This window comes from Breoghania sp. JC706 (genome assembly GCF_037026715.1).
Taxonomy (GTDB): Bacteria; Pseudomonadota; Alphaproteobacteria; order Rhizobiales; family Stappiaceae; genus Breoghania.
The window spans coordinates 182,776-209,773 of the sequence record NZ_JBANCG010000004.1 but is presented as its reverse complement, the minus strand read 5'-3'; the positions used below and the strand labels follow the sequence as shown (position 1 = coordinate 209,773).

At 65.8% G+C, this 26,998-nt stretch carries 22 protein-coding genes and 1 tRNA gene; 8 read left to right on the top strand and 15 right to left on the bottom strand.

Going from position 1 to position 26,998, the window contains the following annotated elements; all coding sequences use genetic code 11:
• Positions 1-31: 31 nt before the first annotated feature.
• From V2L18_RS09490 to aroA, 6 genes are all read right to left on the bottom strand, one after another.
• Positions 32-412, bottom strand: a complete 381-nt coding sequence (locus V2L18_RS09490) for a lipopolysaccharide assembly protein LapA domain-containing protein (protein ID WP_336177991.1) — start codon at positions 410-412, stop codon at positions 32-34.
• A gap of 393 nt (positions 413-805) precedes the next feature.
• Positions 806-1,108, bottom strand: coding sequence for an integration host factor subunit beta (locus tag V2L18_RS09485; RefSeq protein WP_336177990.1), 303 nt, complete (start codon positions 1,106-1,108; stop codon positions 806-808).
• Positions 1,105-2,112, bottom strand: a complete 1,008-nt coding sequence (gene sppA, locus V2L18_RS09480; protein WP_336177989.1) for a signal peptide peptidase SppA — start codon at positions 2,110-2,112, stop codon at positions 1,105-1,107. Before sppA ends, V2L18_RS09485 begins: the two co-directional genes overlap by 4 nt.
• Before the next feature lie 365 nt (positions 2,113-2,477).
• Complete coding sequence (gene rpsA / locus V2L18_RS09475) at positions 2,478-4,193, bottom strand: 30S ribosomal protein S1 (protein ID WP_336177988.1); 1,716 nt, start codon at positions 4,191-4,193, stop codon at positions 2,478-2,480.
• Positions 4,194-4,585: 392 nt separating this feature from the next.
• Complete coding sequence (gene cmk, locus V2L18_RS09470; RefSeq protein ID WP_336177987.1) at positions 4,586-5,203, bottom strand: (d)CMP kinase; 618 nt, start codon at positions 5,201-5,203, stop codon at positions 4,586-4,588.
• On the bottom strand, positions 5,200-6,549 hold the full coding sequence (gene aroA, locus V2L18_RS09465; protein WP_336177986.1) for a 3-phosphoshikimate 1-carboxyvinyltransferase: 1,350 nt from the start codon (positions 6,547-6,549) through the stop codon (positions 5,200-5,202). Before aroA ends, cmk begins: the two co-directional genes overlap by 4 nt.
• Positions 6,550-6,821: 272 nt before the next feature.
• Here aroA and V2L18_RS09460 point away from each other — a divergent pair, with 272 nt between their 5' ends.
• Positions 6,822-7,274 carry a TIGR02300 family protein gene (locus V2L18_RS09460; protein WP_336177985.1) on the top strand — a complete coding sequence of 151 codons (453 nt, stop codon included), beginning with the start codon at positions 6,822-6,824 and terminating at the stop codon, positions 7,272-7,274.
• A gap of 223 nt (positions 7,275-7,497) precedes the next feature.
• A tRNA-Ala gene (locus V2L18_RS09455) sits at positions 7,498-7,573 on the top strand.
• 122 nt (positions 7,574-7,695) lie between these two features.
• Here V2L18_RS09455 and V2L18_RS09450 read toward each other — a convergent pair.
• Both V2L18_RS09450 and V2L18_RS09445 read right to left on the bottom strand, forming a co-directional pair.
• Positions 7,696-8,487 carry a WecB/TagA/CpsF family glycosyltransferase gene (locus V2L18_RS09450; protein WP_336177984.1) on the bottom strand — a complete coding sequence of 264 codons (792 nt, stop codon included), beginning with the start codon at positions 8,485-8,487 and terminating at the stop codon, positions 7,696-7,698.
• A gap of 82 nt (positions 8,488-8,569) precedes the next feature.
• The gene (locus tag V2L18_RS09445) at positions 8,570-9,727 is read right to left on the bottom strand and encodes a glycosyltransferase family 4 protein (protein ID WP_336177983.1); all 1,158 of its coding nucleotides are present in this window, start codon (positions 9,725-9,727) and stop codon (positions 8,570-8,572) included.
• Positions 9,728-10,068: 341 nt separating this feature from the next.
• Between V2L18_RS09445 and V2L18_RS09440 the strand changes: the two genes are divergently transcribed.
• The 4 genes from V2L18_RS09440 (at position 10,069) to V2L18_RS09425 (ending at position 15,921) form a co-directional block, all read left to right on the top strand.
• The gene (locus V2L18_RS09440; protein ID WP_336177982.1) at positions 10,069-11,295 is read left to right on the top strand and encodes a glycosyltransferase family 4 protein; all 1,227 of its coding nucleotides are present in this window, start codon (positions 10,069-10,071) and stop codon (positions 11,293-11,295) included.
• On the top strand, positions 11,295-12,731 hold the full coding sequence (locus V2L18_RS09435) for a cellulase family glycosylhydrolase (protein WP_336177981.1): 1,437 nt from the start codon (positions 11,295-11,297) through the stop codon (positions 12,729-12,731). Before V2L18_RS09440 ends, V2L18_RS09435 begins: the two co-directional genes overlap by 1 nt.
• Positions 12,732-12,872: 141 nt before the next feature.
• Positions 12,873-14,180, top strand: coding sequence for an O-antigen ligase family protein (locus V2L18_RS09430; RefSeq protein ID WP_336177980.1), 1,308 nt, complete (start codon positions 12,873-12,875; stop codon positions 14,178-14,180).
• Positions 14,181-14,322: 142 nt separating this feature from the next.
• Positions 14,323-15,921 carry a GumC family protein gene (locus tag V2L18_RS09425; protein WP_336177979.1) on the top strand — a complete coding sequence of 533 codons (1,599 nt, stop codon included), beginning with the start codon at positions 14,323-14,325 and terminating at the stop codon, positions 15,919-15,921.
• Between the two features lie 27 nt (positions 15,922-15,948).
• Here V2L18_RS09425 and V2L18_RS09420 read toward each other — a convergent pair whose 3' ends face one another.
• Complete coding sequence (locus V2L18_RS09420) at positions 15,949-17,739, bottom strand: alpha/beta fold hydrolase (RefSeq protein ID WP_336177978.1); 1,791 nt, start codon at positions 17,737-17,739, stop codon at positions 15,949-15,951.
• Between the two features lie 193 nt (positions 17,740-17,932).
• Here V2L18_RS09420 and V2L18_RS09415 point away from each other — a divergent pair, with 193 nt between their 5' ends.
• Positions 17,933-18,847, top strand: a complete 915-nt coding sequence (locus V2L18_RS09415) for a glycosyltransferase family 2 protein (protein WP_336177977.1) — start codon at positions 17,933-17,935, stop codon at positions 18,845-18,847.
• Here the strand turns inward: V2L18_RS09415 and V2L18_RS09410 are convergent.
• A complete protein-coding gene (locus tag V2L18_RS09410) occupies positions 18,844-19,524 on the bottom strand; it encodes a polysaccharide deacetylase family protein (RefSeq protein WP_336177976.1) in 681 nt (226 codons plus the stop codon). The genes V2L18_RS09415 and V2L18_RS09410 overlap by 4 nt on opposite strands.
• 213 nt (positions 19,525-19,737) lie before the next feature.
• On the opposite strand from V2L18_RS09410, the gene V2L18_RS09405 reads away from it, so the two are divergent.
• On the top strand, positions 19,738-21,033 hold the full coding sequence (locus V2L18_RS09405) for a hypothetical protein (RefSeq protein ID WP_336177975.1): 1,296 nt from the start codon (positions 19,738-19,740) through the stop codon (positions 21,031-21,033).
• A gap of 36 nt (positions 21,034-21,069) precedes the next feature.
• Here the strand turns inward: V2L18_RS09405 and V2L18_RS09400 are convergent, their stop codons facing one another.
• The 5 genes from V2L18_RS09400 to V2L18_RS09380 are packed head-to-tail and all read right to left on the bottom strand — an operon-like array spanning position 21,070 to position 26,931.
• The gene (locus V2L18_RS09400) at positions 21,070-23,544 is read right to left on the bottom strand and encodes a glycoside hydrolase family 2 protein (RefSeq protein ID WP_336177974.1); all 2,475 of its coding nucleotides are present in this window, start codon (positions 23,542-23,544) and stop codon (positions 21,070-21,072) included.
• 25 nt (positions 23,545-23,569) lie between these two features.
• Entirely contained in the window at positions 23,570-24,583 is a 1,014-nt protein-coding gene (locus V2L18_RS09395) for a DUF1839 family protein (RefSeq protein WP_336177973.1), read from the bottom strand.
• Positions 24,584-24,585: 2 nt separating this feature from the next.
• Positions 24,586-25,494, bottom strand: coding sequence for an amino acid--[acyl-carrier-protein] ligase (locus V2L18_RS09390; protein WP_336177972.1), 909 nt, complete (start codon positions 25,492-25,494; stop codon positions 24,586-24,588).
• Positions 25,495-25,498: 4 nt separating this feature from the next.
• Positions 25,499-26,680: an acyl-CoA dehydrogenase family protein gene (locus V2L18_RS09385; RefSeq protein WP_336177971.1), complete on the bottom strand. Its 1,182-nt coding sequence runs from the start codon at positions 26,678-26,680 to the stop codon at positions 25,499-25,501.
• Entirely contained in the window at positions 26,677-26,931 is a 255-nt protein-coding gene (locus V2L18_RS09380; RefSeq protein WP_336177970.1) for an acyl carrier protein, read from the bottom strand. The genes V2L18_RS09385 and V2L18_RS09380 overlap by 4 nt, the downstream gene beginning before the upstream one ends.
• Positions 26,932-26,998: the final 67 nt, after the last annotated feature.

Sequence of the window (26,998 nt, the reverse complement as noted above, 5' to 3'; positions counted from 1 at the left end):
GCCCTGCGGCGAAAACCGGTCGGGCGGTGTTTTAGGCGGCGCGCTTGTCGCCCGAAGTGGAAGCAGGGGCCGGCAGGCCGGGACGCGCGGGGCTGACCGCCTGCACTTCTTCCTTCAGCCGTTCCGTCTCGTGGCGCAGGCTGTCGGCCTCGCGGCGCTTGTGGCGCGCCTGGCGGCGCCACTTGCCCTGTCTGGCCCATGCGCCGATGCCGCCGAGCAGGATGCCGATACCGAGCGCGGCAAAAAGCAGCCAGAACAGCGGTACGGTGATCGAGAAGGCCGGCTGACCCGGCGAAAGCGGATCGAGCGACAGCATCGTTTCGTGACGGTTGGCCACGGCAAGCAGAATGATCAGCCCGGCCACCAGGGCGACAGGCAGGAGCAGGATGGTCTTGACGATCCGTTTGAGCACGGCGGAGGAACCTCATGCTGTTGGGCCGCGCGGGGCCCCGTCAGAGCGCCTGCCGTCGTGACGAAATCGCCGGAACGACGGAAAACCGCTCGGGAGCACTCTGCGAGCCCGTTCCCGGCGATCTGGTTTCCCGGGTGCACGGAACAGGCCCGAAGGCGCGAAGCGACGCAATTCACAACCATGATGCCGCGAATGGGGGGCAAGCGGCAAGTGGGGGAGAGTGACACGGGATGCCGCATGCGGCGGGAAAGGCGCAAACCCCCGGCCCGAACGGATCGAGAACCGAGGCTGCGTGGGCGCGCGAGCATCGAAAAGGAATGCCGGATATGCAGGTCAGGCCACCCGGATGCCTGTTCCGGGGGCTCCTGGCGTGCGCAAGGTGGGGCGTCAGGCTCAGTCGTCGGCGCCGAGATCCTTGCCGCCGTTCAGCCGTTCGCGCATTTCCTTGCCGGTCTTGAAGAAGGGGACGTACTTCTCCGTGACATCGACCTTCTGCCCGGTGCGCGGATTGCGACCGACGCGGGCGGGGCGGTTCTTCACGGAAAAGGCGCCGAAGCCGCGCAACTCCACCCGGTCACCGCCTTTGAGGGCATCAACGATCTCGTCAAGGATCGCATTGACGATATTCTCGACATCGCGCTGATACAGGTGCGGGTTCTGTTCTGCGATGCGTTGAACGAGTTCCGATTTTATCATTCGTTCGCCCCCCCGGTAATCTGTGTCTCGGCGATCGAAGGAGCCTGCCAAACAGATACCAGACCGTCAAGCATAAGTGCTTCCGGCAGCACTATTTTACGGATTGTACCGGTGCCGAACACGGCCTCGGCGACGCCTTTGCCGAACAACTGGGCAACTTTACCCGTAAAGCCGAGCTCGCCGAAGGCCGGTTCGTCCTTGCGCCACTCGATGACCGGCAGTGTCTCATCCAGGCCCTTTTCGGAAACCAGCCATTGCCGGGCCGCCTCCTCGCCGCCCAACTCGTCGATCAGCTTGGCCGCAAGCGCCTGGTTGCCGGTCATGACACGTCCGTCGGCGAGTGCGCGCGCCGTTTGCGGGTCGAGGCCGCGCCGCTCGGCGACGAAATCGACGAACCAGTCGTAGCTGTCCTTGACCAGAGAGGCGAGCATGGCGCGCGCCTCCGGCGATGTTTCGGAATAGAAATCCGGCTCGGCCTTCAGCGGAGCGCTCTTTACCGCTTCCATGTGCACGCCGATCGTGTCGAGCAGCTTGCCCGCGTTGCCGTACTGGAAGAGCACGCCGATAGATGCGGTGATCGAGTTGTGCCGGGCGACCACGTGGTCGGCGGCGATCGCGATCATGTAGCCGGCCGAGGCGCCGACCGTGCCGATATGGGCGACGACGGGCTTCTTGGCGCGCAGTTTCGCGAGCGCCTCCACGACGCCCTCGCCGCCGGTGGTCGAGCCGCCGGGGCTGTTGATGGCGACGATTACGCCCTTCACCGCATCGGACTTGGTCATCCGGTCGATCAGCGCCAGCCGGTCGCGATCGTCGGTGATCAGGCCGGAAATGTCCAGCCGGGCGATGTGCGGCCGGCTCTTCGCGCCACCCTCGACCCCGTACGCATAGGCGCCGGCCACGATGATCGCGGCCGCGACGCCGATGACGGCAAGCACGCGCCAGAAGGTGAGTTTTCGGCGCAGGCGGCGCCGGTCGACGATCACGTCGGCATCGAACGTCATGGGGCTCATGCCTCCTTGAGCAGTCCGTCCGCAACGTTGCCGCCCGGGTTCGGGAATGCTCGATTTCAAAAGGTCGGGCCGCCCGGTTGGCGCTCGTGCGAGCGTGCGGCGTCCCGAAGGCTTGCGCAGGCAGCGCCCCGAGCCGTCGGCGCCGGTAACGGGCGCCGATACCGGCAGGACGATCGGGCCGAAGCCGGATTGCGGGAGCTCTTTCGGTCCCGCGTCCGGGGACCGGTCCCCGCGTGCGACTCAAATCTCCGAATACAGATTACCGGCGAACGGGCTCGCCGGGGTGCTACTTCAAAAGAAAAGGGCCCGCGCGTCAACCGCGCGGGCCCCGATCTTTGGCAATGCGCAAGGAGATCCTACTCCTCGTCGCCCTCGCCGTTTTCCTGCTGAGCCTTCAGAGCGGCGCCCAGAATGTCGCCGAGCGAGGCGCCGGCATCCGTCGAGCCGTACTGCGCCACGGCTTCCTTCTCCTCGGCGATTTCCAGCGCCTTGATGGAGAGGGAGATACGGCGGGTCTTCTTGTCGAACTGGGTGATACGGGCATCGACCTTCTCGCCCACGGAGAAGCGCTCGGGGCGCTGCTCGGAGCGATCGCGCGACAGATCGGCGCGGCGGATGAACGCCGTCAGATCGCTGTCGGCGAGCTTCACTTCCAGGCCGGTGTCCTTCACCTCGACGATCTCGCAGGTGACGACGGCGCCCTTGCGGACATCGCCGGAAGCCGCCGTGTCGAACGGATCGCCTTCAAGCTGCTTGATGCCGAGCGAGATGCGCTCCTTGTCGACGTCCACGTCGAGCACCACGGCCTTGACCATGTCGCCCTTCTTGAACTCCTCGATGACGACTTCGCCCGGACGGTTCCAGTCGAGATCGGAGAGGTGGACCATGCCGTCGACGTCGCCCTCGAGACCGATGAACAGACCGAACTCGGTCTTGTTCTTGACCTCGCCTTCCACGACCGTGCCGGCCGGGAACTTCTCGGCGAAGGCATCCCACGGGTTCTGCAGGGTCTGCTTGAGGCCCAGCGAGATACGGCGCTTGACCGGATCCACCTCGAGCACCATCACCTCGACCTCCTGAGAGGTGGCGACGATCTTGCCCGGATGGATGTTCTTCTTGGTCCAGCTCATCTCGGAGACGTGGATCAGGCCCTCGATGCCCGGCTCCAGTTCCACGAACGCACCGTAGTCGGTGATGTTCGTGACGCGGCCGGTGAAGCGCGCGTTGACCGGGTACTTGGCCTCGATGCCTTCCCACGGATCCGCCTCGAGCTGCTTCATGCCGAGCGAAATGCGGTGGGTTTCCTGGTTGACGCGGATGATCTGCACCTTGACCGTCTGGCCGATGGACAGAACTTCCGACGGATGGTTGATGCGGCGCCACGCGATGTCGGTGACGTGCAGCAGGCCATCGATGCCGCCGAGGTCGACGAACGCACCGTAATCGGTGATGTTCTTGACCACGCCTTCCACGACCTGGCCTTCCTCGAGGCTCTGGACCAGCTCGGAGCGCTGCTCCGCACGGGTCTCTTCGAGGACGACACGGCGCGAGACGACGATGTTGCCGCGGCGCTTGTCCATCTTCAGGATCTGGAAGGGCTGCGGCGTGTGCATCAGCGGGCCGACGTCGCGCACCGGGCGGATGTCCACCTGGGAGCGCGGCAGGAAGGCCACGGCGCCGTCGAGATCGACGGTGAAGCCGCCCTTGACCTGGTTGAAGATCTGGCCGGTGACCTTCTCGTTCTTCTCGAACGAGACTTCCAGACGGACCCAGCTTTCCTCGCGGCGAGCCTTGTCGCGCGACAGGACGGCTTCACCGAGCGCATTTTCCACGCGCTCCAGGTAAACCTCGACCACGTCGCCGATCTTCATTTCGCCATCGCGCGCCTTGGCGCCGAATTCCTTCAGCGGAACGCGACCTTCGACCTTGAGCCCGACGTCGATGACGGCGAGATCCTTTTCGAAAGCGATCACCGTCCCCTTGACGACGGTGCCTTCCTGCATTTCCGAGCCGCCATAAGACTCGTCGAGCAGGGCAGCAAAATCCTCGGTAGAGGGATTCAAAGCGGTCATTGAAACTCCATAAGCCATTTCTGGCATGCACCGGTGGTTCGTGTTGCGTTTGTCCGCAGGATCCAGCCGGCCTCCCCTTCGCGGGAGGCATCCGTTCCAAAGGAACGGCCGGCGCAGGCGCCTGGACTGCGGGCGGTCTTCATTTCATTCTCAATGTGTCCGGAAGGCGGTGAGGTCACACGCGGTCGGCAGCACCGGCACGCAGACCCTGCCCATGGCAGCTCTTGTGCGGGCAACCGAGTGAGGGCCGAAGGCCGGAACAGCGGCAAAAGGACGGATCGAACCGGCGTCGCCGGATGAAGATCACCTCCCGTTCGGGCACATGGTCCCGAATGCCAAAAAAGGGGCGCGGCCCGGAGGTGCCCCCTTCGCAGCTCTATGCGGTTCCGCCCTCACAGGCCGTCGACAATATCCACAGCCTTACGGAACGCGGTCTCTATATCCATTTCCGAGGTATCGAGCAAGTGCGCATCGTCCGCCGGCCTTAACGGAGAGTCGGTACGCGTGCTGTCTCGTTCGTCGCGGCGCACGAGATCGGCGAGGATTTCGTCGTAATTCGCGGCGAGCCCGCGCCCTTGGAGTTCGTCCGTGCGTCGCCGCGCCCGCACCTGCGGCGAGGCGGTGACGAAGAGCTTCACGTCCGCGTCCGGGCACACCACCGTGCCGATGTCGCGGCCGTCGAGAACGGCTCCGGGCGGGATCTGCGCGAACCTGCGCTGACCCTCCACCAGGGCGCGGCGGACCGTGGGCATCACCGCGATCCTGGAGGCAGCCTCTCCGATCTCGTGCAGAGACAGGGTATCGCGGTCGAGAGCGGAGAAGTCAACGTGTTCCGCCGCCTGTGCGGCCTGCGTCTCGTCATCGAGGGGAACGCCGTCGGCGAGCATCTTGGCCGCAGCCGCTCGGTAGGTGAGCCCGGTGTCCAGATGATGGAGCCCGAAACGCGCCGCCAGCCGTCGCGCAAGCGTGCCCTTGCCGGAAGCGGCCGGCCCGTCGATTGCGATGATCATGCCGCGTCTTCCGCCTGGATGTCGATCCGTCCGCCGAGCCCGGCCATGAGGTCGTTGAAGTCCGGGAAGGACGTGGCGATGGGCGCCCCGTCGTCGACGCTCACCGGGTTTTCGCTGGCAAGACCAAGCACGAGGAAACTCATGGCGATGCGGTGATCGAGGTGGGTGGTGACCGTGCCGCCGCCGTTGACGCGCGCACCGCCCGTGACCGTCAGCCAGTCGTCACCCTTTTCGTGCGGCACGCCATTGGCGGCGAGCCCGTCGGCAACGGCCGCGAGCCGGTCGCTTTCCTTCACTGTAAGTTCGTGCAGGCCGAGCATGCGCGTCTCGCCCTCGGCAAAGGCCGCGGCCATCGCCAGAACGGGATACTCGTCGATCATCGAGGGTGCGCGTTCCGCCGGCACGGTGATTCCCCTCAGCCGCGAGTGGCGCGCGCGCACGTCGCCGAGCATCTCGCCGCCCGTCTCGCGCACGTTCTCGATGGAAATGTCGGCGCCCATCTCCTCCAGCGTCTTGAGAATGCCGGTGCGGTGCGGGTTGAGCAGCACGTCGCGAACCGTCACGTCGGAGCCGGGAACGATGAGGGCGGCGACGATCATGAAGGCGGCGGAGGAGGGGTCGCCGGGAACGGTGATCGCCTGGGGCTTCAGGTCCGGCTGGCCGGTGAGCCGCAGGATCCGCTCTCCGTCCGCAGCCTGTTCGATCTCCAGGTGGGCGCCGAAGCCGATAAGCATGCGTTCTGTATGGTCGCGCGTGGGAATGGGTTCGATGACGGTCGTCACCCCCGGCGCGTTGAGCCCGGCGAGCAGGACCGCCGACTTCACCTGCGCGGAGGGCACCGGCACCCGGTAGCTGATCGGCAGGGCGGTTTCAGGGCCGCGCACGGTCAGCGGCAGGCGGTCGCCGGCGCGCGCCAGCACCTCCGCGCCCATGTCGCGCAAGGGGTCGAGCACCCGGCCCATCGGCCGGCGTGAGAGCGAGGCATCGCCGATGAACGTCGCCGTCAGCGCGTGGCTTGCCACCATCCCCATCGTCAGCCGCACACCCGTGCCCGCATTGCCGAAATCGAGTGCCGTCTCCGGTTCGCTGAGTCCGCCGACGCCGACGCCATCGACACTCCACGCGCCCGGGCCGAGGTGGCGCACGTTGGCGCCCAGCGCCTTCATGGCCGCGGCAGTCGCGAGCACGTCCTCGGCCTCCAGCAGGCCTTCGATCCGCGTTTCACCCACCGCAAGCGTACCGAACATCAAGGACCGGTGGGAAATCGACTTGTCGCCCGGCACCCGGATCGTGCCGGAAAGCGGGGCGCCCGCGCGGGCGGTCATCGGCTTCGTCGCATGGCTCATGGGAAGGTTCGTCATCCTCGTCCTGTGCAAACCGTTCTGCCGGAGTGGGGCGGCTTGCGGGGGCTTTCATCGGCGGCTTGCGGGGCGCTTGAAGCTCGCCGTCCCGGAACGCGCGACCGTTGCGCATCGCGGCCCGCGACGGGACGATCGGGGTCCCGCAGCGATGAGGCGGTTTCCTAGCACGCCGGCCGGGGTTCGTCATCTCGGCAATCCGCTTCGACTTCGGGTTTTCGCGTAAGGCCGATTTTACGCTTTGACAGGGGGGCGTTTCGATGTTTATGGGGACGCAGCTCAGCACGAAATTGGCGAATTACACAGGGTTTGAAATCGTGGCGAAACCGGATCTTGGGACAAAGCAGCTGTGCCCCAGTTGCGGAACGAAATTCTTCGATCTGAACAGATCTCCGATCACCTGCCCGAAATGCGGCACCATCGTGAGCCCTGCGGCGACGGGGCCTAGGCCGTCGAAGGCGGGCAAGCCGGCCAAGGTCGCGCCGGTGGTTGCGGATGACGAGGAGGATCTGGAGGTCGAGGAGGCCGTTGTCGTGTCGCTGGAGGATGCCGACGAAGAGGCAACGTCCACCGGCAAGACCGAGGTTGATCTCGATGACGACGAGATCGAGGATATCGACGACACTGACGACGACGCATTCCTGCCCGATGACGAGGACGACGACGATGACGACGTTCCGGGCATCGTGGTGGAGCGGGAAGACGACGAATAGGGCGGGCAGGATCTCGTCAGGTCCCGTTCGTGTTCGCCGGGTTTCGGGACCGGTGCGGTTGCACCGGTCCGTCCCGTTATCCCCAGGCAAAGATCGGCGATCTTCGGCGGGAAATGACATTCGGTTGAAAACAGGTCGATCTTCCGCTTGACATCGCTGCGGGCACGACTATTTTCCGCCCACACAACGGCGCCGGGGCCGTTCCCAACACCCGGTACAGAGTGGGGCCATAGCTCAGTTGGGAGAGCGCTTGAATGGCATTCAAGAGGTCGTCGGTTCGATTCCGATTGGCTCCACCATTTCCTCACCTTTCAGTCAGATGAAGCCGGCACGCCGGGGTCAACCGCGACACGTATCACGTTCGCCGTGATGGTTCAGGCTTTGATATCCCGCAGGCTGTGGGGGATCTTTCCGGCCTCGCTCACATCGGGCGTTTGCCGAGCGTGTCTCGGTCGCGCGGCAGGCGCAGCGTGGCCAGAAGGAACCGCGGGATCCCGATGAAATAGCGTCGCCCGAGCCGGCCCGGCTCCTGCATCAGTCGGAAAAGCCACTCAAGGCCCAGCATCCGCATGAACTTCGGCGCGCGGACGACGGATCCCGACATGAAGTCGAACAGCGCGCCGACGCCGATGCAGACCGTCGCATCCAGCCGGTCGCGATTGGCGGTGATGAATCGCTCCTGACGCGGATTGCCCATCGCGACCATCAGCAGGTCGACCTTGCCTGCATTGATCGTCTCGATGATCCCGTCGATTTCCTCGCCGGCGAAATAGCCGTTCCGGAAGCCCGCGATCTCGTGATCGGGATAGGTGTCCGCGATATGGCGGGCGGCGCCCTCCACGGAGGCTTGCGAGGCGCCCAGCAGAAACAGGCGCAGGGGCCTGCCGATGCGGGACAGGAGCTCGGGGATCAGGTCGGTGCCGTTCAGGTTTGCTGGGAACGGCGCGCCGCTCACCATGCGGCTTGCCAGATTGACGCCCACCCCGTCGTTCAGAAGCGTCATGCGGTTCAGGGTATCGGCATAGGAACTGTCGTCGATCGCGAGCAGGACGGTGTGCGCATTGCAGATGGCAAGATCGAGCTTGCGCCGCTCCGCGACCGCCGCACCGACGAGCGCGATCGCTCCGTCCCTCTCAAGCCGCTGCAAGGTAAGCGGTCCGATCCGGATCGTCGCAGTGTCGCATTGGTCGGACGCGGGGACGTTGGACGACACCTATGGCCACCTCTTGCGGGAAATGTCTGCCGGACAGTTACGTCTGACCGGCCGGGAAACAAGTCTTTTCAATCAATTCAGTTCAAGCAAGCGCGGCCGCATAGACGCGGTCGTATTCGCGTTTCACCCGCTCCCAGGAATAGATCTGTGCGGTTTCCACCGCCTGCCGGCGCAGCGCGTCGAGGTCCTTGGTTGCCCCCCGGTGGCTGGCCGCAAGCCGCGCCGCGGCTTCCTCAGGCTTGGAAAAGTCGCAGATGTCGATGCCCGGATGGGCTTCGGCGAACGCGGCATAGGCGGCATTGGCATGAACGACAGGCAGAAGGCCGGCGCTCATCGCCTCGATCAGCGCCAGGCCAAAGCCCTCGTATTCGGAGGCGCTGACGAAAAAGGAATTGCGGCTCAGAACCTCGCGCACGCCTTCATGCGGCAGGCCGACATGCAGCGTGACATGGTCTTGAAGGTTGCGCTGCGCGATCAGCGCATTGAGCGCTTGCGCCGACATGTCGGCCGGAACGCCGCAGACATCGAGATGCCATGCCGGATCCTCCTTCCTCAGCAATGCTGCAACCTCGATCAGCCGGTCAAGCCGCTTGTTGGAGGAGAAGCGCCCGAGCGTCACCATGTTGCGGGAGAGCTTCGGCGCACTGGCCCCGGCGAACTTATCCACGTCCACCCCGTTCACGATCAGCCGCGCGCGCCCGGACGCGATGGGGGCGAAGCGGGCGAGGTCCGAGGCGCTGCAGCAGACCAGCGCGTCGTAGCCGCGAACGGAGGCGCGGGTCAGCGTTGCAAACCAGATCTTCTTCAGTGTCGCGAACCGGGCGGTATGGAAGAAGCCGCCGTGGGTCGTCGCGATCACCACCCGCCTGCGCCGCACCCGGGTGAGGGCGAGAGCGTCGAAGGCGAAGTCGATCGCATGCACATGCACGATGTCCGCCCCCGCCAGCGCCCGCCACAGTCCTGGCACGATCGGATAGCGGCGCGACCCGACATAGGGCAGCCGCACGACCTCGACGCCGTTGATGGTCTCGCGAGCCGGCAGCCGCTCCTCCGGTCTGGCGAAGATCCGGTCGCAGGTTACGACGCGAACCTTGCGAAAGGTGGAGCGTTGATGCTCCGCCAGCTTGGCGACGAACTCTTCCAGTCCGCCGATGCCCGGCGCATACTGGCGCACGACATGGACGATCTCGCGCGAAGCCAGTATTTCTTGCGGGATTTCGTCCGAAATCTCACAAGTCATCCCGGAGATAGCCTCTTTTTGCTTGAGGTCGAAAGGCGCCTTGGCGATATCTCTTGTGTCGAACAGCAATCGGGCCATCGAGCTCGCTCCGGCATCGGGATCGGTCGTAAGGGAAAATGACAGGGAATAGTGGACTCTCCGTAAATGTCCCGAGGATTTTCTCGATGTCCGTGGCGTCGCCGGCCGCAACAGGCGCAAGAGTCGTAAGGCCGCCGCAAGCCACGGGATCTTAACCATATCGGCCTACCTTGCGCGCGAAGGCGGCGGGTCGCCGGTGCCATAAGCGTTCCGGACAACCGTTCGGGACCCGCGTTCCAGACAATCAGCCGGAGCCTCCTCCAATGGCAATGACGCAAGCCGCGACTGCGGCTCCGACAGGACCGGCGCGACAGCCGGAACCGAGGGAAAAGCCGTTGGTGCTGCACATCAGTGCGGACTATCCCGATCCCCATCGCGGCCCGACGACGACGGCGGTCGAACGGCTCGTCGCCGGCACGCCCGATGCCCGCCATATCGTGGTTTCCACCACGCGCACCAGCCGCCCTGACCGGACCCATTTTCGCGATTGCGGCATGGTCGGCGGCGTGCGCCTCTTCGCCTTCCGGTATTTCGCGCCGCCGTTCGGTATCGGCCTTGCGCGTGCCATGGAGGCGGTGGGCCGGCGGATCGCCGCCATGCTGGAAAGCGAGGGCCTGCGCCCGGACATCATCCACGCCCACAAGTTCGCCTTCGAGGGACTGGCCGGCCTGTGGCTCGCCGAGCATCTGGGCGAAGATGTCACGCTGCTGGTCTCCGTGCGCGGGGAGGCGGAAAGCAAGATCCTGCGCTTCAAGCCCGGCTATCGTCCGCGCCTTCAGCGCGTCGCCGACCGCGCGCAACGGATCTACTACGTCTCTGCCTGGTTCCGTCCGATCCTGGAGGCGCATCTCGATATCGACCCGGCCAAGCAGGTGCTGCTGCCCAATATCGTGACCAACACGAGGGGCGCGATCCCGGTGTGCGCGCCGCAGCCACGTTTTGTCAGCGTATTCAACTTCGATATTCGCGGGCGCAAGGGCTTCGACAGCATGCTCGAGGCCTTCCGGCGCCACCATGCCGCCCATCCCGAAATCGGCCTCGATCTGATCGGCGGCGGCACGGACGAGAGCGTCGCCGCTGTCAAGGCGCAGATCGGCAAGGCGGGGCTGTCCGATTGCGTCCGCCTGCTCGGCCGCATGGACAATGACGCCCTGACATCGGCGCTGCCGCACTATCTCGGCCTCGTCCTGCCGAGCTTCAACGAGACCTTCGGCATGGTCTATCTCGAAGCGCTTTTTGCCGGCATCCCCATCCTCTACGGCCGGGGAACGGGGATCGACGGCTATCTCGACGGTCTGGACGTCGGCAGGGCGGCGACGCCGGGCGACGTGTCGGAAATCGCTGCCGCGCTCGATGACCTGCTTGCGCGCAACGCGCACTACCGCGAAACGATCGGCCGCAGCGCCGGCGAGATGCTGGAACGGTTCGATCCTGCGGCCGTGTTGGCGCGCTACCGCAACGACCTCCTCACATTCGCCCGGAGCGCCTGATGAAGGCCGGCGGGTATCACCGGCACTGGCGGGGGCTTCTCGTCGCAGTGGCCGGCATCCTGTCCTCGGTCGTCATCGCCCTGGCGCTGATGATGCCGCCACCCGCTCCCTCTTCGGCTCCCGCTCTCCCCTCGGCAATGGTCGCGGCATCCGAAATCCCTGCCGCATCGAAACCGGCCGGGCCGATGGCATCGCCGAAGTCCGCGCAGGCCGCACCGGTTGGCGGGACCGGCCCTGCCGCCGGCAAGGCGGTCGAGGCCCCGCGTCTTCCCCGTTTCCGTCGTGGCGTCAATCTCTCGCGCCAGCAGAGCTTCTCGCGCTCAGATCCGGCGCGGCCCGGGCACTATCTCTGGCCGCCCTTCGACGGCGAGCTGGCGCACATGTCGGATGCTGAACTCGACCGGCTCGTGGCGCTTGGCTTCGACTTCGTGCGGCTTCCCGTCGATGCCGGGCCGTTTCTGGCGGCAACCGACAGCGACGAGCAGCTGCTGCTTGACGACCTTCGGCAATGGGTCGTGCGCCTGCAGGGGCACGGGCTCTCCGTTCTCGTCGACATCCACCCCGCAACCTATTCCTCCGTCTGGCGTCCGGCCGACATTCTCGCCGATCCGCACGGCGGGAAATTCTTGCGCTACCGGTCCTTTCTGGTCGAGGTTGCGGGCCGGCTCGCCGGTCTTCCTGCCGACAGCGTCGCGCTGGAACTGATGAACGAGCCGCAGCCGAAGTGCGTTCGCGGCGATGGCGAAGACTGGACCATTTCCCAGAGGCGACTGTTTAAGGCTGTGCGGACGGCAGCTCCGTCTCTTGCTCTCGTTCTGACAGGCGGGTGCTGGTCGTCGGTCGACGGTCTGGTGCGGCTCGATCCCGCCGCCTACGACGCGGCAACGCTCTACGACTTTCATTTCTACGAGCCCTATTATTTCACACACCAGTCGCTGCCCTGGTCCTCGCCGCCGGCGCGCTATCTAGCCGGTCTCTCCTATCCCGCAACGAGCGGCAGCATCGACAAGACGCTTGCCCTGACAAAGGCCCATCTCGCCCGGCTGACAAGGCAAGGCAGCCCGCAGCCGACCGATGCCTTCGCCGCCGCCAAGGCGCAGGTTGACGACTATTACGGCAGGCAGAAACCCGGACCGGACATGATCGAGCGCCGGTTCGATACCGTTTCCGACTGGGCCGAGGCGCACGGCATTGCCCCTGACCGGATCGTGCTTGGGGAATTCAGCGCCATCCGCTGGCCGCAGGATATCCCTGACGACGGCAGCCGCCTGCGGTGGCTGAAGGACGTGCGCGAAGCCGCCGAACGCCACGGCTTCGGCTGGGCCTTGTGGGACTACACGAAGGGTTTCGGCCTGCTTGCCGACAATGCAAGCCGCACGGTCGATGCCGGCACGGCCGAGGCGCTGGGGCTGGAGACCGGCGCGCTTGAACGGTAGCCTGATCGCGAGCCGCGGCCGCCCGATCGCGCCGCAGGCCGCCAATGCGCGTGCCCCGAATCGCGGGAAATGCTATTGTCGCGGCCAGACCGCCCGGGGCGAACGCGACTGGCGGCACCTTGCGGACATCGGCGGGACCACGTGACGGACGATCGCTATTCCGAGCCCATCGTTGCGCGTCCGGTCGAGGCGCATGCCTTCGCGGGACTTGTCCTGCGCTGGATCCCGGCGCTTATCCTCGCCTATGCGCTGCTCGTCTCGCCGTTCCTGATGCAATGGGGCGGTGCCGGCGCCGATGTCGACATCAACGTCGCGGCTTCCCAGTCGAATGTTCTCAACCAGTTGTTCTGGATCGGCGTTTTCGCCGCGACCGTGGCGGCTGCCGCGCACAATTTCAGGCACCTCGGCCGGCTCATGGCCGATCCCGTCACGCTGCTGCTGCTCATCTATCTGGCCTTCGCTGCCCTCAGCGTGCTGTGGTCGCCGGTGCCCGGCATCGCCTTCCGGCGGCTTGTGCTGCAGGCGATCGTGGTGCTGTCGCTGGGCATGTCCATCGTGCTGGCGGATGATCGCGACGCCGCGCTAGACCGGGTTCTTGCGGTGATCGCCGCGACGGTCGTCATCAACCTGGCCGTCGTGCTGACAACGCCGCCGGGGCCCATCGGTCACGAGGGCATCTATTCCCAGAAGAACGGCCTCGGCGCCGCCATGGCCTTCGCGGTCCTCTTCTGCATCTACGGCGCGGCGACGAAGCGCGGACGACTGCGGGCCCTCTTCCTGGCTCTTCTGCTGGCCGCCTTCTATGCGCTGGTGGAAAGCCGGTCCAAGACCTCGCTCGGCCTCGCCGTCCTGCTTCCCGCGATCATCGGCGTGACCATCCTGATCACCCGCCCGCTCAGGATGAACGCCGCCCTGTTCCTGCTGTTCTGCCTCGCGTTCGCGCTTGCCGGCTGGTTCTATCTCTCCGCCATGACGCGTTTCGGCTTCGAAGAGCTCTCCATGCTGCTCTTCGGCGACGAGACCTTCACCGGGCGCACCGTCATCTGGCAGTTTGTTCTGGATGTCATCGGTCGCAGTCCGATCCTCGGGCAGGGGTATTCCTCGTTCTGGGGGATCGGCGCCGGATCGATCGTCGAGCGCGAGGCACCGGGCTTCGTCGTCGGCCTGCTTCAGGCCCATAACGGCTATCTCGACGTGCTGGTGGAAAACGGCATCGTCGGCCTGGCCATCCTTCTGGCGCTGATCGTGGCGGCATTTTTCTCGGCCGCCCGCATCGCCTGGCGCAACCCGGCGCTGTGCTGGCTGTCCATGACACTCGTTCTCACGGTCGCCTGTCACAACATGCTCGAAAGCAGCTGGTTTCGCGGCTACTCGCTGACGTGGATGCTCTTCATCCTGGCGGCGTTGCTGCCGCGTGCGCCCGCGCCGCGAGCTGGCGGAGCAGATTGAGGGACGCCCGTCAGGCCGAGTGGCGCGTTTCAAGTTGACGTTAGCGAAGTTCTAACCAAACGGCGTTACTAACGGTTAAGACTGTTCCGTAGTTGCCAGGCTCGCGACCGTGCAAGTTTCCCCAGACACGTCCCCCCGCCCGATGCCGATTGACATCAGGGCTATCGCGACGATCCTGCGCCAGCGCCTCTGGCTCGTGGTGCTGACGGCGTTCGTGTTCGCGGGACTGACGGCCGGTTTCACGCTTCTGGTGTCGCCGATCTACCGCGCGACGACGCTGGTGATGATCGACCCCTCGGTTCGCCAGCCGTTCGAAAACCCGAACGTCGCCTCGCGCTCGGGCAACGAGAGTGGTGTCATCGACAGCCAGGTCGCCCTGATCTCGTCTGATACCGTGCTGCGCCCCGTCGTGCGCCGTTTCAACCTCGTCGATGACGATGAATTCGGTGCAAACGCCAAACCGGGGCTCGCGGCTCTGCTTGCCCGCGCGCTCCCGTTCGCCCGACCATCGGACGCGACGATGAGCGCGCAGCAGCTGGAGGACAAGACAGTCAAGGCCCTCGGCAAGGCCCTGATCGTGAAACGCGAGGGGCTGACCTTCGTCATCAGCATTTCGGTGGAATCGAAGGATCCGCAAAAGGCCGCGAAACTGGCACAGGGCATCGCGGAGAGCTTCCTCGCCGATCAGAAACGGCAGAAGGAAACCTCCTCCGTCGAGGTTACGGACCAGATCGACAAGCGTCTGATCGGACTGCGCGAACGGCTTCACAAGGCGGAAACCGCGGTGCAGCGGTTCAAGGAGGAGAACGGCCTCCAGAGCACTGGCGACAGGGGGCTTCTGGTCAATCAGGAACTTGGCGATCTCAACGCGCAGCTGGCCACCGCGCGCGCGGAGCTTGCGTCAAAGGAGGCGCGTTACAACGAGATCGCTGCCGTGGTGAAGAAGGGCATCAGTCCCGAGGCCATCAACGGCATTTCCGCATCGCCGGACAGCTCCCAGGCCGTCTCGCGGCTGCGCGATCAATACACTGCCGCCGTGCGTCAGGAGGCCAATCTGGAGGCCGAGCTGCTGCCGTCGCATCCCGATCTGATCCGCGCCAAGGCGCAGGTCAAGCGCATCGAGGGGCTGCTGCTGGCCGAAACAAGGCGCATCGCGGATGCCGCGCGCATCGATTACGGCGTGGCGCGCGAGCGGGTCGCCAATCTGGAGCGGGCGCTGCGCTCCTCCGTTTCAAAGTCCAATGTCAGCGACGCGGCATCGATCCGCCTGCGCGAGCTGGAGACAGAGGCGGAGACGACGCGGGCGCTCTATCAGAACATTCTCGGCCGGGTGAAGGAAATCGCCGAACTGGATCAGGTCGTGGCCCCCAGCGCCCGCATCATCGCGCCGGCACGCGTGCCTGAAGACCCAGTCTGGCCGAAGAAGAAGCTTCTGGTCGCGCTTGCGGGCATCTTCGGCCTGCTTGTGGGGACCGCGCTCGCCGTGGGCGGTGAAGCGGTGCGACAGGTCTCCGCAAGTCTCAGGTCCGAACCGGCGCATCGGCTCCCCCCGGCTCCCTCGCGCGACGGGCTTCCGCCCAATCTGGTACCGGCCGAAGACTTGCCGGAGAATGCGGAAATGCTCTCTGTTCTCAACAGTATCCCGCGTCTCAGGCACCTGCCCGAGGCCGATCGCAAGGCCGTAGCCGCCATTCTCGAAGCGCTTGACGAATACTACGCAGAGCCCGACCCGCGCTCGTGACGTCGCCGGGCCCTCAAGTCCGATCCTTCAGCCGCGGTTGGGAGATGTCCCGGACGTAGCGAACCGGACCAGCAGATCGAGCACCTCGGCACGGGCCGGCGGCGGCGTCAGGTTGTGGTCGGCGCCTTCGATCATCGACAGCGTGACGTTGGAATAGGCGCGAAGGCCGGAGAAATCGTCGCCGAACCAGGCCGCGATATCGCCAAGCCCGCGGTCGCCTTCACAGAACACCAGGCTCACGGGCACGCCGCGATCGCGCAGCGTCCCGAAGCGTTTCTTGACGATTCGGCCGAGCCTGAAATGGCGCGAATATCCACGCAGCACCGGCGCGAGTTTCCTGTCGAGAGCCCGCGACAGGGCGCCGTGAAGCCGCCTCACCACACGCGACAACGGCAGGTCGCCGGTCACGAGGCGTTTGAGCATCTGCCGGTCGACCATCTTGCGCCGATAGGTCTCCAGCGTCTGGATCGGTTCGCGCAGGGTCTCCTCCACGTCCTCGTCCGGATCCCAGACTACGCGGCGGGTGTTGATCGCGACCGCGCCCTTGATGCGCGGATCCGCTTGCGCGGCGATCAGCGCCAGATAGGCCCCGCTGCATCGCCCGACCAGTAGAACCCGTTCCACGCCGTGCTCGCCGACCAGCCAGTCGACCGCGGCGCGAACATCGTCCAGCTGCCGGTCGGAATAGAGCACCTGCGGCGCCTGTCCCGGCCAGAGCCGGCTTTCGCCCAGCCCCGCCACATCCATCCGCAGCGATGCGATGCCCGCCGCCGCGAGAGCGCGCGCGAAATCGACCGTGGAGCGTCCCCAGCCGATCGAATGGTCGTAGCCGGAATTGAGGAAAAGGAAAGCCGTCGTCGGGGCTCGCTCGGGTGCTTTCGTGAAGGCGCCGAAGAACATGCCCGCCGGGCCGAACCGCACCAGTGTCTGTTCGTAATCCGGCCCCGTGAATGTTGCCGGCAGCGACGGCATGTCTCGGGATGGCGTCGCGGCCGTCGCGGAAAACCGCGCCGCGATCCAGGAGGCGACGCCGTCGAGCGTTGCGGCCGGCACGATGGAGAGCGTGGGATTGGAGACATAGTCGACATAACCCTCGAAGGGCAGGCGGTCGATGGAGGCGCCCCGCTCCTCAAGGCTGGCGGCGAGTTTGGCATCGCCGGGGTGATGGGGGCGCTCCACCAGCAGGATTTGCGATGCGCGCGGCGCCGGAGCTTTCAGGATGTTGAGCGCGCGAAATTCGTTTGCGGTCGCGGCCGAAAGCACGAAGCCGCCGGCCATCAGCCCGCCCTCGGGCCCGTCGGAGGCATCGACCAGGAATGTCGGCTTGGTCATCGCGGTCCAGGCGGCAAGCTCGCGCAGGTAGCCGCGTCCCTGCGATACGGGACCGAGCAGAACAAGCCCGGCCATTTCCGCTTCCGATGCAAGATCGGCGGCCAGCGCACCGCCGATACCCTGCCCGATGACGATTACGCGGCTTGCGGCGCTCAGCGTGCGCAGCTCCTCCAGTGCACGGCGCGTCGCATCGCGCCAGGCCCGCTCGTTGTCAAGTTCCGCGCTCTTTCCCGCAGAGTTGCCCGTCGCCGGGTAATCGAAGCGCAGGGTCGGATATCCGCGCGCTGCCAGCATCTCGCCCAGCATCCGGTAGGTCTTGCGCGAACAGAGTTCCTCATAGCCCCACGGGCTCAGCAGCAGAATCGCGGTATCGCCCGCGGCCGCATGGAAGAAACCGGCAAGCCCGTCAAAGACGAACGGCTGCGCCGGCGCGACGCCCGCGACGCCGTCGGCGCGTTCCGTCAACTCGATATGGGGAACATTCATCGTTTCGCTCCGGGCCCGAAAACGGCGGGGACGGCAACGCGGGCCGGGCCTTCAGGTCCTGCCCGGCGCTCATCACTCCACTAGAGGGCAAAATCCCTAGTCTTCCTTTAATGGTACGTCAAAGATGCCAAGGGTAAGGTTTCCCGTGTTTCACCCAGCTCCGCTTTGCCGAACGCGAAGGATCCGGCCCCCGATGGTCACCGTCCAGATCGCCATCGCCATCGCCAGCATCGGCCGGCCCTCGCTTGCCGATACCCTGCGCTCGCTCGCAGAACTTTCGCTGCCGGCGGACGTCTCGGTTTCCGTTCTCGTCGCCGACGATTCCCGCGATGGCGCCGCCACCCGCATCGTGCAGGGGCTGGCGCTCGAAGATCTGTCCGTCAAATGCCTTCCCGTCGCGGCGGGCAACATATCGGCGGCGCGCAACGCCATTCTCGATGCGGCGACGGGCGACTGGATCGCGCTCGTCGACGATGACGAATGGGTGGAGCCGGACTGGCTGTCGCGATTGCTCGCAGCGGCAAGGGAATTTCAGGCCGACGTGGTGATCGGCCCTGTCCGTCCGGTCTATCCGGCCGACGCGCCGGAGTGGTTCGTGCGCGCCAATCCGCTCTACAACGAGTGGGGACACAGGGGAAAACGGCTCTCCACGGGGCGCGGCGGCAACACCTTGATGAAGGCGGACCTCTCCTCCCGGCTCCGATTGCGCTTCGATCCTGCCCTTGGCGTGACGGGCGGCGAGGACACCGCGTTTTTTGCAGCCGCCGCCGCTCGCGGCGCAATCATCGTCGCAACGGATGATGCGGTCGCCCGCGAACATGTGCCGTCCGAACGTCTGGCTCCTTCCTATGTGCTTCGCCGCGCGGTCCGTTCCGGCCAGTCCTACGCCGATGCGCGCCGGGCCGGACACGACGGGCTCTTGCGGGATCTCGCATTTTCGCTGGATGCGCTTGCCAAGGTCGTCGCGGCCGCGCTTCTGGCCCTGGTGCTGCGTCCCGTCGATCGCGCGTTCTCTTTCCGCATGCGCCAGAAGCTCGCCCTCAACCTCGGCAAGTTGCGCTCGGTTCTGGGGCTGCCGCTGGCCGAGCTCTACAGGAAGCCCGACTAGATCCGGTAGCGCAGGCGTCGCAACGGCGCGTAGAGCGTGCCGCGAAGGATCTGACCCGCCGAGACGCGCGGGGCCAGATCGCGTGCCGGCTCGAACGTCTCGGTGACCGACCAGCGCGGACAGAACCACGCATCATCGAAGGAAAGACCACCCGTGCTGGTGTGGATGCGGCGATAGCCGAGCCGCTTGAGCTGCGCCAGCACGGTCTTGTCGAAACGGCCGAACGGAATGGCCGCCTCGTTGACCGGAGCCCCGACCGTGTCCTCGATCCTTTTGCGCGCATCCACCATCTCGCGCGTCCGCCCGGCCTCATCCAGCCCGCTCCACGCGACATGGTCCCAGCCGTGCGTGCCGATGGTCATGCCGGCGCCGGCCATCTCGCGAAGCTGTGCGCCGCTCAGATAGCCGGACGCGTCGATGCGGCCGGCGAGAACGAAGAAGGTCGCCGTCCGGCCCGCCTCAACCAGCGCCGTCAGTCCGGTCGCATAGTCGGAGAGGTTGCCGTCATCGAAGGTGATCCGGGTTCGGATGCCGTGCCTGGCCTCCAGGGGGTCGAGCGCCTCTATGGTGCGCCGGTAGGTCTGCTCGGCAACGAAATAGCGCCCCTCGCCGGAGGCGAGCGGCACGATCGGATCGCCGAGGCCATGGAAGGTGAGAACGAGGGTTCGGGCAAGCATCTTTCGCGGTCGCTCTTGTGGCGGGGATAGGGACAGCGCGCCGACAATGACACGGAAGGGTCAACAGCCCGTAAGCCTTTTCCCGCTCCTCCCGACGCCTACGTGTTAACCCGGTTGGAAGGGCGACGTGCTATCGAGCTCTATAGGGCCGGCGTGTCATTCTGTCCGCGATCGCCCGCGCGCCAAAATCGCATTCCCGTATCGGACCGCACCATGCCGACAGATCCCTTCAGCGCCGGGGAGACCCCGCGAACCAGAGCTGCCGCCCTGTTGGCGCGTCTCACGCGCTCGCCGCTGGTCGCGAACACGATTTCCTACACGATCAATTTCGGTCTGCAGTTGGTGATCCAGCTCGGCTTCTTCATGCTGATCTCGCGTACGCTGGGCGCGCACGGCTACGGCGTGTTCGTCTCCATCACGAGCGTGTCCATCATCGCCGCTCTGATGATCGGGCTCGGCAGCGAATACCTGCTCGTCCAGCGTGTGGCCGTGGAACCGAAGTCGTTCCCGGTCTATTTCGGCCACGCGCTCATCATGATGGCGCTGACATTTCCGCTCGTCGGTCTGCCCACTCTGTTTTTCCTGCACCATCTGCTGGGCGATGCGATCGCCCTGCTGCCGCTCGTCGTCATCTCCCTGTCCGATCTGCTGTTCACCCGCCTCGTGGTGCTCGCGGCTCAATCCTACATGGCGTTCGACAAGGCGCACCGGCAGCTGTTCATCAACGTTTTCGCCGCCGCCTCGAAACTGCTGTTCCTGTTCGCCGCCGCCCTCGTCGTGCCGGATCTGACCGTCAGCGGGTGGGCCTGGTGGTTCTTCGCCTCCGGCGCGCTTTCCGCACTGGTCGCGATCACCTTCGTTGTGCGCGATCTCGGCCGCCCGGTCCTGACGGTGGTGCGCGCCGACCTGAAGCTCAGCGCGCTCTATTGCCTGGAGTTCCTGTCGATCGGATCCATGAAGGACCTCGACAAGCCCGTGGTCGTGCATGCGCTGGGCGCGCAAGCCGGCGGCCAGTATGCGGCCGGCTTCCGAATCATCGATGCCGCATCGGCTCCGGTGCGGGCGTTCCTCTATGCGACCTACACGCGCCATTTCCGCTATGCCGAGGCCGGCCGCGACAGCAGCCTCGCCTACGGGCTGAAGATCCTGCCGTTTGCCGCCGGACTGGCGGTTCCCGTCGCGCTCGTCCTGTTCGTCGCCGCCGATTACATCCCTCTGATCCTTGGCGAGGATTTCGCCGGAGCGCCCGGGGTGGTGAAGACGCTGGCGCTCTATCCGCTGCTGATGGGGTTCTCCGGCGTGGGGGCGGATATCCTGCGCGCCGTCGGCCGCCAGACCACCCGCATGGCGCTCTTGATCGTCACCAGTCTGGCGTTGATCCCCGCCGTCTGGTTCGGCGCCGCCATGGGCGGGCTTTTCGGGGCGGCGCTGATGCGGTTTCTGGTGCAGGCCGTGCTGATCGTCGCGACATGGGCCATCGTGCTGCGGCAGAAGAAGAGCGGCGGCTGAGGCTCCGCCGGCAAACCGTCCCCGCGCTCACGCGCTTCAATAGGTGCGCTGTCCGCCGCCGTTGAGCGCCGTCACCGTTCCCTGCGGCGCGACCTCACGCGCCGTACCCGCACGCGGTTTCAGCGCGATGATCCTGTCGGCCCCCGGCGCCAGATGAAACCAGTCGTCTTCGGGCTGGAATGCGGCATCCGCGATGTGGACCGACTGCGCGAAGCTGCGGGCGGTCAGGCGCAGGCACCAGCCATCGGCCGCGCTGCCTTCAAGCGCCACCTCGATTTCTGCCGGCGATGCGACACCGGACCGACCCAGCGGAAAATGGAAGGCCTCCGCAATGGTGCCTCCGGTCTCCGGATCGGTAAGCCGGGCCACGGTCACGTCGTGCGAGGGCGGGCCGAAGCGGTAGGCGTAGCTGACGTCGAAAAAGGCGGGCAAGAGATCGGTCGCGGGAATTTCGAGCGCCGCGCGCGCGTTCAGCGATAGCTCCCGCCGGCCCGAAACGACAGGCGTGCGTCCGGCGCGCAGACAGGCAAGCGTGAGGATCATATCCTTCGCTGGCCCGGTCTCGTTGATCACATGGACGGCGAGCCCGTTGGTACCCTCGTCGGTGAGCATCACCTGCACGGGCCGGAAGGCGCGCTTCAGCGCGTACCACGCGGGCTTGGGCTCGCCTGTTGCATCGATCACGCCCCAGCCGGCGCCGGGCAGGAGATCGCGCAACGTCCACACCAGCGCCCCGGCACACGGAGAGGCCGCGCGGCGCCATTCGCCGAACGTCGCCTCCATCACCTCGCCCGTGACCGCGCGCGAAAGATCGAGATAGCGGCCCGGATCGGCGTAGCGCAGACCGGCGGGATCCTCGCCGTAGAGAAGCTTCAGGTAATGATCGCTCACATCCTCGAAGTCCCAGCCCGCGCCGCGGTCGCGCGGAACCCGTGCCTTCCAGCGCGGATCGTGCCCGGGCTTCACCGGCAGGTGCACATCGAGCGTCTGCTGCTGCGGAACATTGGAAAAGGCGAGGCACTCGGCGGCAAAACGCACGTTGGCGCGCCGCGCATCCTCCAGCGGGCGCAGATAGGCACCGACGCCGTAATAGTGTGCGATGCCCTCGTTCGCGAAGAACGGCTGCGCGCCGCCGGAAGGCGAATTCGGCACGTAGGGAACGTCGGGGCGAAGTTCGGCGGAAATAGCGGCGAGCAGGGTCTCTGTGAGTGGTCCCTTCCACCGCGCCTCGGGCAGGCCGAGCATGGCGCCCTGCTGGTAGATCTCGCTGCCGCCGCACAAAACGGCGAGTGACGGGTTTCCTTGCGTGCCTTCCAGCACCTGCCGGGCCTCGTTCCGCACCGTGTCTGAAAAGGCTTCGTCGGCAACGGGATAGTCGTAGTTGGCGAACTGGAAATCCTGCCAGACCATCAGCCCGAGTTCATCGCACAGCGCAAAGAATTCCGGCCCCTCGTAGGCCATGGTGCCGCCGATGCGCAGCATGTTCATGCCGGCCTCGACCGCCAGATCGAGAAGCGGACGATAGCTGTCGCGGTCGCAGGGCAGGGTGAGGATATCGGCATTCGTCCACACCGCGCCGCGGCAGAAGACATCGACGCCGTTTATCCTGAGGCCAAAGCCGTTGCCATCGTCGCCGCGTTCGACCTCGATCCGGCGAAAGCCAGTCCGGCCGAGATCGAACGCCTGCCCACCCGCCTCGATGCGAATGTCGTGCAGCGTCGGCGCGCCGTGCGTGTGTGGCCACCATGGTTCGATGCCTGGCAGCGTCAGTTCGGCAAGCCAGTCGCCGTCAGCCTGTCGGGTGGCTGCGGCTTTCTCTCCCGCGCAGATGACCATCGGCGCATCGTCCTCGCCGTCCATGTGGAAGGCGAGCGACAGGTATCCAGTCCCCTCCGCATCGAGCCGCGCGGCAAGCCGCTTCACGACGATTTGCGGCCCCGGCGCTACAAGCGATATCGGCCGCCATGGCCCGACCGCGTGGACTTCCGGGCACCAGCCCGGCATGTGGCCGAGCAGCGTCGTGCGGATCAGTCTCAACCCTTGCGAGAGAGCGAGCTGCGGTCGCCAGCGGGCGCGCGGGCCTTTCTGGTCGAGCCGGGGACCGAGTGCGCGAAAGCAGATCGCAAGCACGTTCGCATCCCGCGTCTCGACGGCCACCTCGCGGGCGAGAAACATGCAGTCGCTCAAAAGAACCCGTTCGCCGTTCCACCAGACCTCGGCGACGGTCGCGAGCCCGTCGAGCACGAGCGCGTGCGGGCCCGGATCGTTCGCCCGCACCTCGCAAATGTACCAAGCGTCCTTGTCGTGCAGCGGTGTCGGATCTTCGGGGACATAGCGCCCGGCGGCGGCGAGCGCGCCGGCGACCGTGCCCGGAACGTGGGCCGGCACCCAGTCGGAAATCGCTGCAAGTTTCGCCGGATCAACAAACGCGTCCGGCGCGGTCAGCGTCAGCCGCCAGCCTGCGTCGAGCCGCGAAACCGTGTCTGCGGATGCGAATGCCCGCCGCGCCATTGCGTTTCCGTTCATGTTCGAACCGTCAGGCGGCGCGGGATTTCGTCTGAGCGAGGCTCTTGTCCAGCCGTTCGACGAGCCTGTCCCAGGCCTCCACGGCAGGCTGCAATGCCGGCGCCAGCTTGTCGAATTTCTTGCGCATCACCGCGCGTGCGAGCTGGAACTGGACGACCTTGGCGGTCGCGGAGATCGCCCGCGCGTCCTCGATCGCGGCATCGAGCCCCGCGTGCCCGTTGCCGGAAAGCCATTCCAGATGGCTGGCGAAAAGCTCGAAATTCGCACCCAGCTGGCGCAGCGTGTTGAAGGCGTAGAGGTGGAAGAAGCCGAAAGGCCGCTCGGCCACCGCCGCGACCTGGTCGGGAAACACCCGAGCGAAAGCGGCGATCGGGTTCGCCTCGGGGCGGCGTTTCATGTGCCGGCGCAGGAGATCCGTCGCCCCGGCGAGGATCTGCTCGTTCGAGGGATATCCGGCGGGGAGCTTCACGAACTCGGTATAGGGCAGAAAGGGCGCGTCGTCGGGGCCTGCATTCATATGGAAGATGCCGTCGAAATCCTCAGCCTCCAGCCGGTGCAGGCCGAGATTGTGGAAATAATCCATCGTCCGGTTCTGAACGTCGAGCCGGTTGACGGCGACGGTGGTCTTGCCGTGTTCCTTGCGGTAGCTGGTGCCTTGCGTGTCGGGCAGGTAGAAACTGTCCATCTCGACAAGCGTCAGCCGTCCGCGCCGGATCTGTTCGGCCACGTGCCGTTCCACCCGGTCGTAGATCGCGAGTTCCGTGACCTTGATGCCGAAGAGGCTTTCCAGATCTTCGAGCGGCACCTTGAAAAAGGTGAACTGGTCGCCCTCGAAATCCTGTGTGATGGCGAAGCCCAGCGCTGCTTCCGGCGGCAGGCCGAGGGCGGCCAGCACCTCGATCCAGATGTCGAGATAGCAGTTGGTCTCCGGCCAGTCCCGCGTCATCGCGTGCAGCGGATGGCGCAGGTAGTCGGCCGGATCAAGCCCGGGAAACACCGCTCCCGCTCCGGTGTCTTCCGTCATGATCACCCCCAAAGCGCCTTGCGCACCTGCTCAGGCCACTCGGCCGTGTCGAGCCCGTGATGGGCAAACAGCGCCAGCGCGATGCGCTCCAGTCCGAAGCCGACGCAGGCCGTGTGCGCGACCTGGCCGTCGGCCGTCTTCAGCCCCCACGTGGAGCCGAAATGGTCCTGGTGGTAGTTGAACGACAGGCAGGCGGTCGGCTTGGCGGTCGAGGTGACCGGGATCAGCAGCTCGAACTTCAGGTTCTGATCGCGCTGGTTGTTCGCCAGCATCTTGCCGGCCCGGCCGAAGAAGGGATCGTTGGCGACGTCGATCTCCACCGGCAGTTGCACGGTCTCGATCAGCTTGCGGCCGCGCTCCATCCAGCTCTCGCGGAAATCCCGCACTTCGGCGGGCGTGCCCATGCGCACGTATTCGCGCATGCGGAACATCTGCATCCGTGCGGGATCCTTCGACGGCTCATGCCGGAAGCAGTAGGACTGCAGGTCGTAGAGGCCACCACCTCCGGGCAGCGGGCCGCGCTTGGCGATGGTCGGATAGAGCGGATAGCAGGCCGCCGGCGTCAGCACGATGTCGGTCGCCTCCTGGCCCTTGGTCCAGTCCTCGCCCTCGGCCATGCACTTCAGCAGGTTCATGTGATCCTTGTCGCAGCCGCAGAAGCTGTGAACCGTGCCTGCGAGCTGCGGAAAGCTCTTCATGTAGCCCGAGCCCTCGAAATGGACCCGGTTCATGCCCGGCGGAAAGCGGATGGGTTCCGCGTTGTCGGCGCCGCCGAAGGTGTCGATCAGCGCCTCGAAGCGGGCGATGACGTCCTCGAAGGCACCCGAGCGGCCGTAAAGGCCGTCGACGCCGGTGTCGATCAGGATGCCGGCATCGAACAGCCGGTTGAGGAGAGGGTTCTGCATGTCCATTGGCTTACCCCAACAGGCTGGTATCGGGACGCTGCACCAGCAGCATCGTCGACGAATTGGCGAGAATGCGGTCGTTCGAGATCATCAGCTGCGCGGAATGGGCATCGCGCAGGTGCCGGCCGAGGCTGTACGGCGTGCCGTTCTTGTAGCCCATGATCCCGCAGATGATCATGCAGCGGTTGATGATGGTCAGGATCATCTGCGAGGAAGAGATCTTCACATTGTTGATGGCCACCGCGAAGGCCATCGACGACAGTTTTTCCTCATCCCCCTGCGCGGCCTCGAAATGCTCCAGCGCGGAAACGATGTTCGACTTCACCAGTTGAAGCTCGCCGGAGACCTCGGCCAGATGCAGCGCACCCGGCGGGGTGACGCCCGGCGTGCGGCGCGCAGCGGCGCGCACGAACGACTGCGCGCGGGCAACCGCATCGGCCGCGATGCCGTACCAGACCGCGCTCCAAAGGATATGCGCGTTGGCCAGCATCGACTGCGCCGCGATCTCGGCAAACGGCTTCGGCAGGATCTGCTCGGCGGGAGCCTCGGCCTTGAAAAGGAACCCGTCGGAACGGGTGCCGCGCATGCCGAGCGTGTCCCAGTCGTGGGTCTTTTCCAGCGTGTACTGGCCCTTCAGGAACACGGTCATCACCTGATCGGACGGGGGGGCTTCGGCATGGCTGCGCGAGGTGACGAGAATGGCATCCGCCTCCTCGCCGTAGGAGATGACGGTGGCGTCCTTCTCCAGCCTGCAGGTGTCGCCGTCGACCTCGACTGCGCAGATCGAATTGCGCATGTTGCCGCCGATGCCGGCTTCCGTCGTCGCGGAGCCCAGCAGCAGCTGCTCGTCCACGATCCGTTTCATGAAGGCCTGATGCCAGGGCGCCTCCGCGCCGTGGGACACGATGGAGGAGGCCTTGATCTGGTGCATCGAGAAGATCATCGCCGCGGCCGCGCAGGCCTGGCCGAGGATCGAGCAAACTTCAGCGATCTCCGCCGTTGTCGCCCCTTCGCCGCCGAAGGTCACGGGGATGTGGATGCCGAGCAGCCGCTCCGCCTTCATGGCCTCCACAGCTTCCCCCGGAAACCGCGCCTTCACGTCGACATCGTCAGCGTGCGCGGCGGCGATCGCGGCGACGCGGCGGGCGCGTTCGATCAGATCGAGCGCCTCGATCCTGGAAACCACGTTCATTGCGCTGCCTCCTGTCCACCGCACAGGGTTGAGACGCAGGCCGTGATCGAGCCGATGGAGGCGAACGACTTGCGGTTCAGCATCGTTTCGGGGAACTCGATGTCGAAGTGCTCTTCGAGCGCCAGCATCACCTGGACGGAGGCGAAGGACGTCAATCCCGCTTCATAGAGATCGGCATCGTCGGCAAGCGTCTCGACCGCCACCGGGAGACCGCCGTGTTCGGCGAGCAATTCACGAATGGTTGCATTCATCCCTTGGTACCCCATTGCGCGGGACGGCCGGTGCACCGGAACGTCCCCATCTTCCTTTGGGAAAATG